This is a genomic window from Alphaproteobacteria bacterium (genome assembly GCA_004295055.1).
Taxonomy (GTDB): domain Bacteria; phylum Pseudomonadota; class Alphaproteobacteria; order SHNJ01; family SHNJ01; genus SHNJ01.
This window is the reverse complement of the sequence record SHNJ01000028.1, coordinates 1-14866: the sequence shown is the minus strand read 5'-3', so window position 1 is coordinate 14866 and position 14866 is coordinate 1. Positions and strand designations below refer to the sequence as shown.

The 14866-nt window shown below is 49.4% G+C and carries 16 protein-coding genes and 2 tRNA genes; 2 read left to right on the top strand and 16 right to left on the bottom strand.

The features are described from left to right. Nucleotides 1–4: 4 nt before the first annotated feature. A complete protein-coding gene (locus tag EYC62_06695; GenBank protein ID TAH33572.1) occupies nt 5–553 on the bottom strand; it encodes a pilus assembly protein in 549 nt (182 codons plus the stop codon). A 93-nt stretch (nt 554–646) separates the two neighbouring features. Here EYC62_06695 and EYC62_06690 point away from each other — a divergent pair, with 93 nt between their 5' ends. Beyond that, complete coding sequence (locus EYC62_06690) at nt 647–1429, top strand: tetratricopeptide repeat protein (protein ID TAH33571.1); 783 nt, start codon at nt 647–649, stop codon at nt 1427–1429. Here the strand turns inward: EYC62_06690 and EYC62_06685 are convergent. The 10 genes from EYC62_06685 to EYC62_06640 all read right to left on the bottom strand — a co-directional run bounded on the left by EYC62_06685 (nt 1426) and on the right by EYC62_06640 (nt 10374). After that, the gene (locus EYC62_06685; GenBank protein ID TAH33570.1) at nt 1426–2400 is read right to left on the bottom strand and encodes a type II secretion system F family protein; all 975 of its coding nucleotides are present in this window, start codon (nt 2398–2400) and stop codon (nt 1426–1428) included. The two genes, EYC62_06690 and EYC62_06685, sit on opposite strands and share 4 nt — an antisense overlap. Then, nucleotides 2397–3395 (bottom strand): type II secretion system F family protein, encoded by a 999-nt coding sequence (locus EYC62_06680; protein TAH33569.1) that lies wholly within the window; start codon nt 3393–3395, stop codon nt 2397–2399. Before EYC62_06680 ends, EYC62_06685 begins: the two co-directional genes overlap by 4 nt. Continuing rightward, complete coding sequence (locus EYC62_06675; protein ID TAH33568.1) at nt 3392–5191, bottom strand: CpaF family protein; 1800 nt, start codon at nt 5189–5191, stop codon at nt 3392–3394. Before EYC62_06675 ends, EYC62_06680 begins: the two co-directional genes overlap by 4 nt. A gap of 20 nt (nt 5192–5211) precedes the next feature. Then, nucleotides 5212–6414, bottom strand: a complete 1203-nt coding sequence (locus tag EYC62_06670) for a hypothetical protein (GenBank protein TAH33567.1) — start codon at nt 6412–6414, stop codon at nt 5212–5214. A gap of 24 nt (nt 6415–6438) precedes the next feature. Further along, nucleotides 6439–7107, bottom strand: a complete 669-nt coding sequence (locus EYC62_06665; GenBank protein TAH33566.1) for a hypothetical protein — start codon at nt 7105–7107, stop codon at nt 6439–6441. Continuing rightward, entirely contained in the window at nt 7108–8508 is a 1401-nt protein-coding gene (locus EYC62_06660) for a type II and III secretion system protein family protein (protein ID TAH33565.1), read from the bottom strand. Then, nucleotides 8505–9350, bottom strand: coding sequence for a Flp pilus assembly protein CpaB (gene cpaB, locus EYC62_06655; protein ID TAH33564.1), 846 nt, complete (start codon nt 9348–9350; stop codon nt 8505–8507). The genes EYC62_06660 and cpaB overlap by 4 nt, the downstream gene beginning before the upstream one ends. A 4-nt stretch (nt 9351–9354) precedes the next feature. Further along, nucleotides 9355–9879, bottom strand: a complete 525-nt coding sequence (locus EYC62_06650; protein TAH33563.1) for a hypothetical protein — start codon at nt 9877–9879, stop codon at nt 9355–9357. A gap of 120 nt (nt 9880–9999) precedes the next feature. Then, entirely contained in the window at nt 10000–10167 is a 168-nt protein-coding gene (locus EYC62_06645; protein ID TAH33562.1) for a Flp family type IVb pilin, read from the bottom strand. A 36-nt stretch (nt 10168–10203) separates the two neighbouring features. Beyond that, the gene (locus EYC62_06640) at nt 10204–10374 is read right to left on the bottom strand and encodes a Flp family type IVb pilin (protein TAH33561.1); all 171 of its coding nucleotides are present in this window, start codon (nt 10372–10374) and stop codon (nt 10204–10206) included. Between the two features lie 328 nt (nt 10375–10702). On the opposite strand from EYC62_06640, the gene EYC62_06635 reads away from it, so the two are divergent. Beyond that, a complete protein-coding gene (locus EYC62_06635) occupies nt 10703–12409 on the top strand; it encodes a hypothetical protein (protein ID TAH33560.1) in 1707 nt (568 codons plus the stop codon). 5 nt (nt 12410–12414) lie between these two features. On the opposite strand, the gene EYC62_06630 is transcribed toward EYC62_06635, so the two are convergent. The 5 genes from EYC62_06630 to EYC62_06610 all read right to left on the bottom strand — a co-directional run bounded on the left by EYC62_06630 (nt 12415) and on the right by EYC62_06610 (nt 14825). After that, nucleotides 12415–13002, bottom strand: a complete 588-nt coding sequence (locus EYC62_06630; protein TAH33559.1) for a hypothetical protein — start codon at nt 13000–13002, stop codon at nt 12415–12417. Nucleotides 13003–13262: 260 nt separating this feature from the next. After that, nucleotides 13263–13337, bottom strand: a tRNA-Thr gene (locus tag EYC62_06625). A 140-nt stretch (nt 13338–13477) separates the two neighbouring features. Continuing rightward, the gene (rlmB, locus tag EYC62_06620; protein ID TAH33558.1) at nt 13478–14254 is read right to left on the bottom strand and encodes a 23S rRNA (guanosine(2251)-2'-O)-methyltransferase RlmB; all 777 of its coding nucleotides are present in this window, start codon (nt 14252–14254) and stop codon (nt 13478–13480) included. Next, the gene (locus EYC62_06615; protein TAH33557.1) at nt 14251–14628 is read right to left on the bottom strand and encodes a diacylglycerol kinase; all 378 of its coding nucleotides are present in this window, start codon (nt 14626–14628) and stop codon (nt 14251–14253) included. Before EYC62_06615 ends, rlmB begins: the two co-directional genes overlap by 4 nt. Nucleotides 14629–14739: 111 nt before the next feature. Next, nucleotides 14740–14825: transfer RNA gene (locus tag EYC62_06610), tRNA-Tyr, on the bottom strand. Between the last annotated feature and the right edge of the window lie 41 nt (nt 14826–14866).

Genomic DNA, 14866 nt, shown 5'->3' with positions numbered 1-14866 from the left:
TATATCAATAAGGTTCGTTGCGTACGGCAATCGCGCTGCTTAAGTGCAGAGAATTGCCGACAATAGGTCTAAATATTCCGGTTAAATATGGCCAGTCATAATTGACGCGATATACGACGATTTGGCTGGAACTTCCCAATCCTGCGCTGCCGCCATCCGCATCCCATTGGCCATTGCCATTGCGATCGGTGTATGGCTCGCCATTGTCGTGGGTGCCGTTATTGTTGCTGTCCGTGTATTCTTCATCGCCGATGCTGGCGAAGCTGCCATACACTTTGGTGCTAAGGCTTATATTGGCTGGATTAATCAAGCCATAAGAATGATTGGCCAGAATTTGGTTGATAGACGCTTGACGCCCTCCAGTGGTGCTTCCGGTAACGCCAAATCTTGACGCTTCGCGCAAGCCGCCTTCCAGCATGGTGCTGACCGCCATGGCGGTTGCAATTTCAATAACGCCGATGACGAATAAAATCATCAATGGGGCTATCAGCGCGAATTCAATCGCGACTGCACCTTTTTCGCAGGTCTTTAAAAACGCCCATTTTTTTATCATTCTATTATTATAAAATTAGTGTATAAATACTTTATTAATACTTTCAATTGTTCCTAGTTTTAGCCTTTTCTTCATCCCTAAAAGGTGGTTTCCATGCGCAAAACCCTGTCTTTATGCCTTATTTTATTGCTTATGGCCTGTGCCCAAACCAGCGAGGGCGACAAGGAAGCGGAGGCGGTAGATAAGTCGACCTTTCTAAAACTGGCGGAAAAGGCATATTCCAGCCACGATTTGCTGATGGCGGCCAGTATGTATCAAAAGGCCATTAGCGCCGATCCTGAGCTAATTCCAGCGCGTTTAGGCTATGCCAGAACACTTGCGGAAATGGGCAATATTCCGTTTGCGATCGATGCCTATGAACAGGTTATTAAATTGCGCCCAAATGATTCGACGGCGAAACGCGGCTTGGCTGGCCTTTACCTAAATTCTTTTAAAGCCAAGGAAGCGGAAACTTTGTTGGTGGATGCTTTGAATCAAAAGCCGGAACCAAAATTATTCAACAGTCTGGGCGTGGCCTATGACATGATGGGCGAGGCGGATGATGCTCGCCAAGCTTATTATTCCGGTCTTGTGCTGGACAATAAAGATCAAAACCTTTGGGCTAATTTAGGGTTATCCTTGGCTTTGAACGGCCGCGCCAAAGAAGGCGTAAAGATTATGCAAAAAGTCGCCAACAGCGCCAATGCCAACCCGGTATATCGCCAAAACTTGGCTTTCTTGTATATCCTGACAGGACAGAAACCGGTGGCGGAAAAGATTTTGCGGCTGGATATGAGCGCTGAGGAAGTGGATAAAATCACTTCATTTTACACTCGCGTTGCGGCCATGGAAGATTCCGGAGATAAAATCAAGGCGCTGGTTCGCGGCATGCGTTAGTGCATGTTTTTAATTGCATCCAGGGTGCGGATAATCGCCGGGCCTAACAGTACGATAAACAATGGCGGCAAAATAAAAATAACCATCGGCAAGGTCATGATGGCTGGCAGGCGCGCCGCTTTTTCTTCGGCTTTCATCAATCGTTCATTGCGGAATTCGCCGGATAATACCCGCAATGCTTGGGCCAATGGCGTGCCGTATTTTTCCGTTTGCTGCAATGTGCCGACCAAAGCCTTCACGCCGCTTAGATCGACGCGCAATGCAAGATTGTCGAGGGCGGTTGCGCGTTCCGGCAAGAAATTCAATTCAATTGCGGTAAGGCCCAATTCTTCGGATAGTTCCGGATAGGCGGGGCCAAGTTCGCGCGCCACGCGGGTTAACGATGCGTCCATGCTAAGACCCGCTTCGGCGCAGATCACCAGAAGATCGAGCGAATCCGGCAAACCATCGCGCAATTTTGCTTTACGCTTGTCGCCAAAATTTTTCAAAATCAATTCCGGTGCATAACTGCCGGCCAAGACCATGCCAATCGCGTACATGGCTTTTTTGGTGGTGGTCATATCCGGCTTGCCGAATACATAAAATATAAGAATCGCGCCAATGCCGGACAAAATTGGCAAACATAATTTGGCGAAGAAGAAAATAACCACGGCATCCCGGCTGCGCCAACCGGCGCGCATCATTTTAATCGATATTTTTTCGGCCTCCTGGCTGCGCAGCAATTGCAATCTTTGCACCACCTGGCGCATCGCGCCCATACTGCTTTGCGCGGCTTTGTGGTCTTTGCGCCGTTTGGTGGTGCGCAGGCCAGCTTGTAACGCCTTGCGGCGTTCTTCCAATGCCTTGACGCGGCTGCTCATGGTATCGCGTTGAATAAAACTATTGCCGACCCAAATCGCGGTAATAAAAGCTCCCGCAGCGGCAAGCGCCGCCAGTAAATCGGAACCAAGATTGGCAAAAATATCGCTCATATTTTAAACTTCGCCATTTTGTTCATAATAAAGCAGCCTGTGAAAATCAGTGTCAACCCAACCGCCACCATCATATTGCCACGCGGATCGGTCAGTAAGGCCATCACATATTTTTGATTGAGTACCATCAAAATACCAAACATAACGAACGGCAACGAGCCGATAATCATCGCGCTGGCGCGCGCTTCGGACGACATGGCGCGAATTTTCATTTGCATATATCGCCGTTTGCGCAAAATACCGGACAGGTTTTCCAACGTTTCCGCCAAATTGCCGCCAGTTTCGCGCTGAATGGACAGGGCGATAACGAAAAATTTTACTTCCGGCAAATCCAGCCTGGTGCTGCATTCCCATAATGCTTTTTCAACGGGTTGGCCCAATTTCATCGCGTCATTGACAATTGAAAATTCGTCTTTGATCGGCGATGGCATTTCCTTGGCAATCGCCTTCATCGATTCGGTAATAGGTAAGCCGGACCGCACGCCGCGCACGACCAGATCGATTGCATCTGGAAATTGGCCCAAGAATGCGCGATTGCGTTTATCAATTAAACGGCCGATATATTTGTGCGGCAAGGCAAGACCGAGGATGATTCCAACGCACAAGGCTATGAATGTGCTTTTGCCAAAGATGAATTTGACTATAACCAGTGTAACCAAGGCTACGACAGCGTTGGCAATCAAGAATTTTTCAATTGGAATATCCTTGCCGGTGCGCGCCAGGCGATTGCGCAATTTTTCCGGCCGCGGCAAAATATTCATCGCAAGGTTATGCAAAAATCCTTTGTTATGCACGCCGGTGATATCAATCAAAGACGGTTGCTTGCGGCCTTTGGATCCTGTGGCCGGATTTTTACCGGAAACCCGTTCCAGGCGTTTTTTAACTTGTTTTCCCGATCCAAAAGTCGGGTCTAACTTGCCATAACCAAAATACATGCCGCCCAGAACCAGGCTGAAAATAAATAACATGCCTAGGGGAGAGGCGAAGAAGCTCATGACATCGCCTCCAATAACGCTTTATCCAGGCCATAATATTCGGCTTTCGGCGTGAAATGCGGACGCACGCCAGCAGGTTTAAATTGGCCGATCAATTTTCCATCTTCGCCTTCGCCGCTGAATTCATAGGTGAATAAATCTTGGGTGGTGATGACTTCGCCTTCCATACCGACGACTTCGGTAATGTGGGTAATGCGGCGGACACCGTCGCGCATGCGGCTTACCTGTACGATCATATCGACCGCGCTGGCGATTAGCATGCGCAATGCGCGCGACGGCAAGTTGGCAACTGCCATGCCGACCATGTTTTCCAAACGCATCAAGGTTTCCCGTGGGCGGTTGGCGTGCAGTGTGCATAAAGATCCATCGTGACCGGTATTCATCGCCTGCAACATATCGAACGCTTCGGAACCGCGCACCTCGCCCATGATAATGCGGTCAGGACGCATACGCAGGGAGTTTTTAACAAGGTCGCGCATGGTGATTTCGCCTTCGCCTTCCAAATTTGGCGGGCGCGTTTCCAGGCGCACCACATGCGGCTGTTGCAATTGCAATTCGGCGGCGTCTTCGATGGTTACAACGCGCTCGCCCAAATCGATCATGCGGGACAAAGCATTGAGGGTGGTTGTTTTACCGGAACCCGTACCGCCGGAAATAACGATATTTAACCGTGCGCGGGAAGCGATTTTCAAAACCGTCGCCATTTGCGAGGAAATGGAACCGTTTTTCACCATTTGATCGATGTCGATCTTTTTCTTTGAAAATTTACGAATGGAAATCGAAACGCCATCGATGGCCAGCGGCGGAATAATGATATTGACGCGGCTGCCGTCTTCCAAACGCGCATCGCAAAGCGGACTGGATTCGTCGATCCGGCGGCCAATGCGGGTAACAATTCGGGTGGCGATATTCATCAAATGATGATTGTCGTTGAATTTAACATCGGTCAATTCCAACTTGCCCTTGCGTTCCACATAAGTCTGGTTCGGGCCGTTGACCATGATATCGGAAATGGAATCGTCGGCCAGAAGCGGTTCCAGCGGGCCAAGCCCCAACATATCGTTGAGCAGCATGGTTACCAGATCGCGCTGTTCCGCCAGGTTTAAATGCAGTTTCAGTTCGCCTAAAATTTCGCCGACGACAGAATTCAATTGTTTGGCTAGCTCGGCGCGGTCCAGCTTCGCGGCGGCGGCAACGTCGATCCGTTGAATCAATAATGGCTGGATTTTGCGTTTGGCATCGTCCACCTGATCGCGGGCGACGCTGGCTTTACTGACGACTTCTTCGATCGGAACTTGCTGTTGTTGTTGCACGGCTTCGACTTCGCCCATGCGTTTTAAACGCAATCCATGGGCGCGTTCCAAAACGTCGCCCAATAACGATGCCACCAATTGGCGTTGCTCGCCAATGGTCAATTGTTCGCCCTGCTGATTCAGCAATTCCATAACCACGGCGCCAATGCCGCGTGCCAGTTCTTTTGGGTGAATTTTCGATGCAAAGGTCGTATCGATTTTTTCCACCACCCTTGGCAAAAGGCTGTGACGCAAATCCTCGATTTTATTGGCGGGAAGATAAGATGGGACATTAGGATCGAATTCCGCGCCTTTTGCCGGCAGATTTGGCGCTGGGGCAGGGGATGCAGATGTTGGAACTGCCGGTGTTGCAGGCGCAGAAGAAGGCGCGGAAGAAACGGGTTTTTCCGGTGGCAGAGGCGGTTTATCCGTAGCGCGATTGCCGCTTAACCGCGGCTTTAATCGCGCCAGCGGGTCAACAGTTTTTTCGGTTTGATCGCTCATTCATCCTGCTCATATCGTACCTATTGTTTTTTTCCCAGTAGCCCCATTATCGAGGTCATGTTTTGTTTTTTCTTGGCCGCCGCCGCTTTTCCGGCGATGGTTTGGCATATTTCACGAATTACCAGCAATGCCTTGCTGGGGGAAGACATCGCGCCGCAGCTCATGGCGCTGACGGTTTTACCGGCATTGCTGGCAACGGCGATTTTGATATCATCCGGAATGGTGAAATCGATTTTGCTGTCGGTGCCGCGTTCGAAATCCTTGACCGTGATGCCCGTTGGGGTGTCGATCAGACGGTTGGCGACCAGACGAATATCGCTTTTTTTGTTGATTTGCTTAATCTTCGACAGTAACCGGACGGTATCGCGAATGCCGGACAACGATACGTCGGAAACCACAAAAACTTTTGTCGCTTCTGGAATGACCGCATCGAATATGGGCAATAAATTGCGGGGCAAATCGACAATCACATACTGGAATCGTCCCCGCATTTCATTCAGCAACAACGAAATCGCGGCTGGATCCGGAACAATTTCATCGTCAATCGGTTCTTCGCTGCCCATGACGTATAAACGTTCGCTGGCCTTAACCAGGGCGCTGGTCACGAATAAACTGTCAATCCGCGACGGGTTTTTCAACGCTTCGCGCAATCCTGGACTTGGCTCGATATCAAGCGCCAAAGCCGAGCTTCCATAATGAATGTCCAAATCGGCCAGCGCCACGGAATAACGGTATTCCTCGGACAGAACCCATGCGGCATTGACCGCCAGGGTGCTGGCGCCAACGCCACCGCGCGCGCCAATAATGACGATCAGATCGGCAACGCCGCTTTTCTTTTCCTCGCCGGCGGAAAAATGCGCCGCGGAAATAATGGACTGCTGCAAACTTTCAACGTGCAGCGGCTTGATCAAATAATCGGCAACGCCGGCGGCCAGCAATTTGCGAAACAATACCACGTCGTTGGTTGCGCCAACGCCGATCAAAGTTGTGCTGGGCGCCAATTCCCGCAATTTTTTTGCATCTTGTTCGGGGTCTGGGCTTTTGCTGAAATCCACCAGCAAGGCGTGGGGCGTTTGACCTTTATTCAACAACGCGACCGCTTCGGCAACGCCGCCCGAATGCACAGCAGCGCTCGGCCAGTTTTTCTCAACTACCTGGCTGATCACTTTCTGGTCGCTTGCATCATAGGCAAATGCGACGAATTCGGGTGTTTGCTCGGTCATTTCCTGCCTGTTCGAAACTTATTATTATTCGTTTAAAGTGGTTGGGGTCTCCTTAATTAGCTCTCGTACTTTATCGGCACGATATCTTTGAATTCCTAGTACAGATCCTTGGCCATCCGCAGGAGTCATAGCCGATGGCGATACCAAATCCATTGGATTGGCGACCATCGCGCCTAAATTATAGGCGTTTGCACAGTTAAAATTGCTCATCACTGTATTGCTGAATGAGTCGCCGTCCGGATTGCTTAGATCCGGACATTCCGGCAAGACCAATTTCGGGGTCATGCGAATGATTGCCACTTGATTTTCGCCTATATGCGGCGGGGTGCCGGTAATGCCTGGATTGAAACCCAGCGACCGTAAATATTTTATCACAGACTGGCTTTGCGTGGCGGCGGCATTGGCCGCATCGCTGTCCAGGCCAGCTTGAAAACTGACACTCAGTTGTTCGCCTTTGTTCGATTCGAAATCGCGCACAAAAGATTGGATGGCTTTTTGTTCGTCAGCCGATAATTCGCCTTTGCCATTGGCCTGGAATTGCACGGTATAAAATAACGGCTCTTGCTTTAACGAAAAATTTCTGGCCGGGCCTTCGAATGGCGACAATCTTGCGCCAAAACAGCCGGTCAATCCCAATATACAGGACAGGATGATCAAAGATTGGCAGGATTTGAAAAATTTATTCTGCATCATTTACTCCGTTATAAATCCTGCTGTGGGAATATTGGGTGTTGGAGATGTGTCCGGGTCTTCTACGGCAACCGCTCTTTTTCCTAGCAAAACGCGTTCTGGTTCTGTCGGTGACCGCAAGCCAGTTTGCGGAATTAGTAGCTTGTTATTGCTTGGTTGAACCAGATATGGAGTGGCAATAATTACTAATTCCGTTTCACGTCGACGAAAACGTTCAGATTTGAATAGCATACCTAAAATAGGTAAGTCTCCTAACCCAGGGTATTTGTTAATGTCTTCTTGGGTATTGTTTTGCAATAAACCGGCAATAGCAAAGCTTTGGCCAGATCCAACTTCTACGGTGGTTTCAGCTCGGCGTGTAGTGATCGCGGGTAAAGTAATATCGCTCAAACGGACAGCGCCTTGATTTGAAAGTTGACTGACTTCTGGGCGGATGCGCATGGAAATGCGGTTGCCGCCGACGACGGTTGGGGTAAATGCAAGGCCGATACCATAAGGTTTAAATTCAATGTCAACGGCGTTGTCTTGCAACCGTATTGGGATGGGAAATTCGCCGCCCACCAAGAAAGATGCTGTTTCACCAGATAAGGATGTTAAGTTTGGCTCCGCCAATATGTTGATTAAGCCTTCACCCTCTAGCAAATCAACAACACCGCTAATGTCATAATTGCTTCCATCATATCGTCCCATCAAAGAATTGTTAGTAAGAAAAGTGTCTGGGTCAACATAACGCGTATTAAAGCCGGAACCGTTATATGGCACACGGCTGCCGGTAGCCAGGCCGAATAAAAACTCGCCGCTAGCTTTTGGGTTCAGTAAATAGTCCCAATTAAATCCAATATTTTTCAATACATCTTTGGATACTTCAGCGATACGCACGCGCAAATTGACCTGGTTGGCGCCGACGACTTCCATGCTGTTGATTACGGCATCGTCGCTGCCGACGAATTTGCCGGCCAATTGGCGGATATTTTCCGCTTCGACCGCGGTATTCACTTGGCCCTTTAACACAATCCCACCATCCATCGCGCTAACATCAACACGGGAATTTGGCGCAATGGTTTTGATCGATTCTTTTAAACGGGTCAGGCTGTAATTTACCGCGATTTTGCGGCTGAATAAAATTTGTTCGTTATTGTCGACGGCGAATAAAGTCGTTTCGCCAGCCGCTTTGCCGAATACGTAAACCAGGGTAGGGGATTTTACTTGCACGTCGGCAATTTCCGGATTTGACACAAACACGGCGGATGCCTGTTTTTTCAGGCGGATCAAAGCGCCGCCATCCAAATCTATAGTTAGATACTGATTATCCGCAGCGACAATTTGCGCTTGCGGACTACCGGTTGGAATCAACAGGAATAAAAACAGGCAAAGGAATATTCTACTCACACACAGGCGACTCATGATCCACCCTTGATTAACACAACATCTTCAACACTGCCGCCACGAACCACGCTGGTAACGCTTGGTTTTTGCGACGGGCTTAACAAATAGCTAGCTTCTGTATCCCAAGTGAAACTTGGTTCGGAGGTTTCGGCAGCTTGTTCAGACTGATCCGCAGCGAGACTGCGAAGGGAAAGAGATAACTTACCTAAATCAGCCACCAATGCAAGCTTTTCCGCTTGCTTAGCAGTGACTTCCAAGGTTGCCGTTTTTGCAACTTTGGCTTCGGGTTTTTGATCGTCCACGCGCTGGTCAACCGCCAAAACACGTATATCCCGCAGGATAGTTTCGCTGGCGCGGCGGTTTTTCTTCGCGCCGCCCTCCGCGGTTTCCTGAATGCTTTGGGTCAAAATCACATCCACTTTATCCCCTGGAAAAATGAAACCGCTGATGCCGGTGGTTTCATTGATCTGCACCGATACGGCGCGCATGCCTGGGGATAACACGGCCGCCATAAATCCGCGGTCATTGGTTTTGATCAGACGTCCGTCTGTAATCGGTTCGCCTGCGGCGATACCGGCGCGAACGACGGCGCCGGCGAATTCTTCGGGATTATGATCGCCTTTTTTCATATAAGCGGCGGAAATTTTATCCGACGGCCATACTTGCCAATCCAACTGATCGGCTTGTACGAATGTGCCGGCGGGCAGGGCGGACTTGGCGACCAAAATCGACGGCAAGTTTTGGGCTTGCTGTACGGGTTGCACTGGGGCGGCCGGTTTGGTGGCCGAACGCACGGTCATGGCGATGGCTCCTGCCAAAAAGATTGCTACGCCTAAGAATATCAGTCTACGAATGTCCATGGCTTCACCCTACTGTGTTGGAGTTAACAAGAAGTTGACAGGCCGTCACCAGACAGCCACAAGCGATCGCTACCCCATAGGGAGCGGCCTGTTTTAAAAGCGCGGATTTCTGCGGTTCTAACGTCGTTTGTGACGAAGATGCCACAGAAATTGCCTTATTTATTTGCATGCGGCGAATGACCAGCAAATAAGCACACAGGAATCCTCCTGCAATCGAAACGACTAGAATAAAGTTCAAAACTTGGCCTGGGGGAACCCATAATATGGATGTGGCCAAAAACTTGGCATCGCCGCCGCCCAGCCAATTGCGGCTAAAGGCAAAATAACCAATGCCTAGCGTAATGATTCCGGCGGCCAAGGAATAATCCCAGCCCGCGATATCGGGACGCGCAAATACATGGATTGGCCACAATACCAACAAAGCCAACGGAATCAGATTCGGAATTTTAAATTGACGCCAATCGGATATGGCAGCAAATATAGAAACTGCTGCAAACAAATAGATTGTTATTTTATATATCCACTCCATCGACAATATATTTCCCTTAGTATCTTAATAGGACAAAACTAGGACCACATACGGACTGCGGGGGCCGCCAGCTGAATGCCGTGCGACCCCCGCGAATTGGAAGATTCGGTATCGAGAAAATTAAAGCGCGTTGTCTAATTGACCCGAAATACCGTTGAACAAGGTTTCTAACGAACCGCCAACAGCTTGGAAGCCAGCGATAGCGGCTACCGAAACCAAGGCTGCGATCAAACCATATTCAATCGCGGTTGCACCGGATTCATCTTTTAAAAAACGTACTAAGTTCATAGTGTTGCTCCCTACAAGTTAAATCAAAAGTTTCAATTACAATGCGTTATCCAGTTCTGCTGATGTGTCCATCATGAAATCAGACAACGATTCGCCGGCTCCCTGCAATCCAAAGATACCACCTAAGGCAACTAAACCTGCCAGCAGGCCGTACTCAATCGCCGTAGCGCCGGATTCATCTTTGCAAAACAGCACGAATTTTTTCATCCTTAGAATTCCATGTTTTTTTAATTACAAACACAGAATGCCACATAGTGGTTAAAAACCGATGAACAGGCGTGAGGTGTGTTAAAACAATATACATACAATTTTATTCAATCTTGGAGCGTTAAGGATTTGGTATATATTCTGTTATATTTTAAGAAGATAGGAAGGTATTATTGAAACCTTCAGCCTGACTGGCTTTATATATATGACCAAATGCCAGGAATGTTGCACCCCCATGCAAAAATATGTTTAACGGCTTGTTAACCTATGGCTAAGAAGACCTTGAAAAGTTTATGATTCCAAGGTCGGTTGCATAAGGTGCTTAGGAATGAAATTTCTGCAATATTGGAAAGATAAACGCGGCAGCATTATCGCGTGGTCGGCGGCGGCTTTGATCCCAATGCTGGGATTTACCAGCCTGTCGGTCGATGGCGCGCGCGCCTATCTGGTTAAAAGCCGCCTTAGCGAAGCGGTTGACGCGGCGGCGCTCGCCGGGGGTAAAACCATTACCACCGCAGAATATACCGCCGATATCAATAAATATTTCAACGCTAATTTTCCGGCGCACTATATGGGCGCTACGGTTGTCGGGCCGCAGATTCAAATTGGCAATAACAACGAAACGGTTACCGTTAAGGCCGAAGCGACGATTCCCACAACTTTTGCCCGTGTTCTGGGCAAAGAAAGCATGACTGTTTCGGCCAAAGCAGTCGTGCACCGGTCGGTTCGCGGTATGGAATTGGCATTGGTAATGGACAATACCGGATCGATGCGTTCCAACAATAAAATTGGCGCGATGCGCGATGCCGCCACCGCCATGGTGAATACATTATATGGCAACCGCGATACGATCGACAATTTTTGGGTTGCCGTTGTGCCATATGTGGCCACGGTTAATATTGGCGGCGACCGCACTGGCTGGTTGACCGGATATGTGCCGGCCAATTTTTCGCCGACAGCTTGGAAAGGATGCGTCGAAGCGCGTGCCGAACCGTATGCGTCAAATGACGAGCCTCCAAGTTCTCAGCCATTCACGCCATTCTTGTGGAGATCGACCTTTACAACCCCGGCTGGCTGTACCCGTTCCCCCACGCCGCCAGCCGCTTGCGATTTCACCAGCGCCAATAGCGGCCAATGCGCGCGCGGTACCGACACAAATTGCGACAATGACTGGCCGCGGACGGCGCTAACGCTTTCCATTACCCGCAGCAGCACCACCGCACGCGTTACATCGACCACTAACCACGGTTTGTCGACTGGCATGATTGTCGAAATTACCGGCGCGAATCAAAGCGCCTATAATGGATGGAAAACGGTCACGGTGGTTAACCCAACCAAATTCACTTTTGCGGTCAGCGGCAATCCATCGACGCCGGCGACAGGAACAATCCGCGCGAACTTGCTGAATGTGGATGACCGGAACGATTCGCAGAATAACGGCTATGGCCCGAATTTAGGTTGCGCCACGCCAATTACGCCACTGGTTGCATCCAAGGCTACTGTATTGTCCGCCATATCGATTATGCAGCCATGGCACCGCGGCGGTACATTCAACCACGAGGCTTTGGCGTGGGGATGGCGCGTGCTGTCGCCGCGCTGGCAAGGCTTGTGGGGCGGAACGACGCCTGCCTATTTGCCGAAGGCCTATCAAAGCGAGAATATGGACAAAGTCATTGTGCTTTTGACAGACGGCGTAAACGAAATGTATGACAATCCGCCAACAGGCCCACAAGATTCCGATTACACATCTTATGGACGATTGGGCGAAGGCCGGATCGGCACCACCAGCCGCAGCCAGGCGACGTCAACCATCAACAGCCGCATGGCGGCAATGTGCCAAACCATCAAAAACAACCATATTATTATTTACACGATTCTGTTTCAGGAAAACGATTCGGCAACCGAGACTTTATTCCGCAATTGCGCCACTTCGCCATATAGCACGCATTATTTCAATTCGCCGGATAACGCCTCTTTAAGCCAGGCTTTTCAAACCATCGGCCAGCAATTAAGCAATTTAAGATTGCAGGAATAATTTTTTTACCGTTCCCGATGTTCGCGAGGATCAATGACGCGTTGTGCCAGAAGGCGGCCTTGGCCATCACAAGCCATGTAATAATCCGGAATCACTGGTCTTCCGGTTCGCGGGTTTTTAACGGCGGCAACAGGCATAAATTCGTGCTCCCCATCCTGGCGCAATCCCATCGCGGCTAAATCTCCGTGATTAAGCAAAAATTCATTTCCCACTTGCCGTGGCCTGCGGATTAATCGATCGGTCATGAATCTTCGGATGCGAATAAGCTCGAAAATTCTTTGACACCCGTTCGAAAATTCATCCGCAGAATGATACATATTATCATGTACATTTCGCGGAATAGTTTGTGATGGCTTTAAAATGCCATTTGCCAGGGTAAGGACAATCATATCGCCGAATTCGCAAAAAACGGTATTTTGTACTGTTTGAAAATTCGGCCCCGGGACTTCGAAAGTAATAGGTTCCCGATATGTGGCAGGCCTGGAAAATAAAACGTCGCTGTGTCTGTAATAAACAGCACCTTCAAAATCTTCGGCAGTTAACGGTTCGGCGGCGCGAAGCCGCTCGGCATCTCTCGTATCAAAAGAGGTCATTGTAATTTAATTATTACCCCCTGTCTTATTGAGAATAATAATATTCAAATGCTATGGCAAAATCAAAATAAAAAAATTTCTCTAGCAGAAATAAGCACATACAGGCAGATGCCCGATGTCTGGCCGCAATTATGTAGGGTTGAAGAGGAGGGGGATGGTGTCCACAGAGAGGATCCCACTATGCCCTTCGGGCTTCGCAGGACGAGACTCGTATAATGTTGGGATCGTCGGCGCTCGCCATCCGAAGCCTTGGCGAAGGATGGTGCCCACAGAGAGGATTGAACTCCCGACCTACCGATTACAAATCGGTTGCACTACCGCTGTGCTATGTGGGCTAACCTTGCCTTAAACCCAAATACTTGGCGCTTCCTTTTTATGTCCTTAAATGCCGGACGGGCTGGCGCTGTGTTATATGGGCTAACTTATTAAGTCGCGCAATTTACAATGAATTGAAAGCGGTGTCTAGCCAGTGATTTTAAGAAATTTCTTGGTCCCGTACCAATTCATAAAGGGCGATTGCGCCGGCATTGGACACGTTTAAACTGCCAATGGCATTGCGCATGGGCAATTTGACCAGCATATCGCAAGTTTCAGCCACCAGGCGCCGCATCCCATCGCCTTCCGCGCCTAAAACCAGCGCGACCTTGCCGTTTTTCAAATCGCATTGGGCCAAGGTTTTTTCCGCCGATGGGTCCATGCCAAGGCACCAGAAATTGGCTTCTTTCAATTGTTCCATCGCGCGTGCAACATTGACAACGCGCACCAGCGGCACCAAATCCACCGCGCCGGATGCGGATTTTGCCAAAACGCCGGTAACTTCCGGGCTGTTTTTATCCTGCACAATCACGGCGAGCGATCCGAACGCCGCGGCAGACCGCATGATCGCGCCGATATTATGCGGATCGGTAACTTGATCCAGAATCACCACGTTGCACTGATTTAAATTAGACGCGACTTCCAAAATATCCTCGATAAAAATTTCCGGCAATGGGTCCATCAATGCGGCAATGCCTTGATGCACTGCCCCCGGTCCTAGAATATGGTCGATGGCTTTTTTATCGGTTATTTCCGGGCGGATTTTTTTGTCCTTTACCGCGCGCCGTAAATTTTCGCTTAGTATGCTTTCATCGGTAATCAGCAATCGTTGCACGCGGCGTTTCGGATTGGATAGGGCGATCGTAACGGCATGCTGGCCGTAAACCCAAGATCCGGAATTGCGCGGCGCCGAATGTTGTTTGTGGAATTTGTTCATAACACATCATACTTTAATAGAAATGCAATCCAGGTAAATGCCAACCAAATAAGACTTAATAATACCGCCGCGCTGCCGGCATCCTTGGCTTTTTTCGCCAGCGGGTGAATTTGATTGGTGGCCAAATTGACGGTTGCCTCGATCGCGGAATTTATAATTTCGACAATCAACAAAATCGCCAGGGGCAATAATAACAAAACCAGTTCGGTAAAATTCGGTGCCAGATAAAATGCCAGCGGCATTAATATAATGCTTAGCAACACTTCTTCCTGGAATGCGCGTTCGGTTTGGAACGTGGCTTTCAATCCTTCGATGGAGTAACCGATGGCCTTGGTTATGCGGGAGATACGGGGAAGGATCAAATGAGACTCCATAAAGTGAATGGCTTGCCAAGCCGTAGCCGACGATCATACAGTCCGCCTACGTTCCTTTGGAACTTTGGCGCGGCAACCTTCGACTTATGTTTATTATAGACGGGCGAAGGTTGGTGGAGAGAGCAGGATTTGAACCTACGTAGCCCGAAGGCGCCTGATTTACAGTCAGGTGCGATTGACCGCTCCGCCATCTCTCCATATCGTTTTTCCATTCGTCATGCGGCAAGGAAGACGGTTA

Coding starts and splice junctions, on each gene's coding strand:
- EYC62_06670 (TAH33567.1), bottom strand. CDS start 6,414: ATGACCGAGCAAACACCCGAATTCGTCGCATTTGCCTATGATGCAAGC.
- EYC62_06665 (TAH33566.1), bottom strand. CDS start 7,107: ATGATGCAGAATAAATTTTTCAAATCCTGCCAATCTTTGATCATCCTG.
- rlmB (TAH33558.1), bottom strand. CDS start 14,254: ATGAACAAATTCCACAAACAACATTCGGCGCCGCGCAATTCCGGATCT.
- EYC62_06615 (TAH33557.1), bottom strand. CDS start 14,628: ATGGAGTCTCATTTGATCCTTCCCCGTATCTCCCGCATAACCAAGGCC.
- EYC62_06675 (TAH33568.1), bottom strand. CDS start 5,191: ATGAGCGATCAAACCGAAAAAACTGTTGACCCGCTGGCGCGATTAAAG.
- EYC62_06645 (TAH33562.1), bottom strand. CDS start 10,167: ATGAACTTAGTACGTTTTTTAAAAGATGAATCCGGTGCAACCGCGATT.
- EYC62_06660 (TAH33565.1), bottom strand. CDS start 8,508: ATGAGTCGCCTGTGTGTGAGTAGAATATTCCTTTGCCTGTTTTTATTC.
- EYC62_06685 (TAH33570.1), bottom strand. CDS start 2,400: ATGAGCGATATTTTTGCCAATCTTGGTTCCGATTTACTGGCGGCGCTT.
- EYC62_06630 (TAH33559.1), bottom strand. CDS start 13,002: ATGACCTCTTTTGATACGAGAGATGCCGAGCGGCTTCGCGCCGCCGAA.
- EYC62_06640 (TAH33561.1), bottom strand. CDS start 10,374: ATGAAAAAATTCGTGCTGTTTTGCAAAGATGAATCCGGCGCTACGGCG.
- EYC62_06695 (TAH33572.1), bottom strand. CDS start 553: ATGATAAAAAAATGGGCGTTTTTAAAGACCTGCGAAAAAGGTGCAGTC.
- cpaB (TAH33564.1), bottom strand. CDS start 9,350: ATGGACATTCGTAGACTGATATTCTTAGGCGTAGCAATCTTTTTGGCA.
- EYC62_06650 (TAH33563.1), bottom strand. CDS start 9,879: ATGGAGTGGATATATAAAATAACAATCTATTTGTTTGCAGCAGTTTCT.
- EYC62_06635 (TAH33560.1), top strand. CDS start 10,703: ATGAAATTTCTGCAATATTGGAAAGATAAACGCGGCAGCATTATCGCG.
- EYC62_06690 (TAH33571.1), top strand. CDS start 647: ATGCGCAAAACCCTGTCTTTATGCCTTATTTTATTGCTTATGGCCTGT.
- EYC62_06680 (TAH33569.1), bottom strand. CDS start 3,395: ATGAGCTTCTTCGCCTCTCCCCTAGGCATGTTATTTATTTTCAGCCTG.